A 286-nucleotide genomic window follows, 5' to 3' on the forward strand; every position below is an offset into this window, starting at 1 on the left:
CACTGACCCCCTCGTTCTGTGCATGCCTTCGGGCAAACGCGGGCACTTTCCGCTCGGCACGTCGGTGCTCGATGCCGCGCGCCAGCTTGGCGTTTACGTGGAAAGCGTATGCGGCGGTCGGGCGACGTGCGGGCGGTGCCAGATCGAGGTGCAGGAAGGCAATTTTGCCAAGCACAAGATCGTCTCGTCCAACGACCACATTTCGCCGAAGGGCCCGAAGGAAGAGCGCTACGAGCGCGTGAAGGGCTTACCGGAAGGACGCCGCCTGTCCTGTTCCGCGACGATC

General features: G+C 64.0%; 1 protein-coding gene. It reads left to right on the forward strand.

The genetic code is table 11. The features are described from left to right. Positions 1–286, forward strand: a 286-nt coding sequence (locus RTX98_RS10295; RefSeq protein ID WP_312796413.1) for a 2Fe-2S iron-sulfur cluster-binding protein, incomplete at both ends; no start/stop codon positions are given.

Source organism: Tianweitania sp., from assembly GCF_032053605.1.
In the GTDB taxonomy this organism is placed as follows: domain Bacteria; phylum Pseudomonadota; class Alphaproteobacteria; order Rhizobiales; family Rhizobiaceae; genus Tianweitania.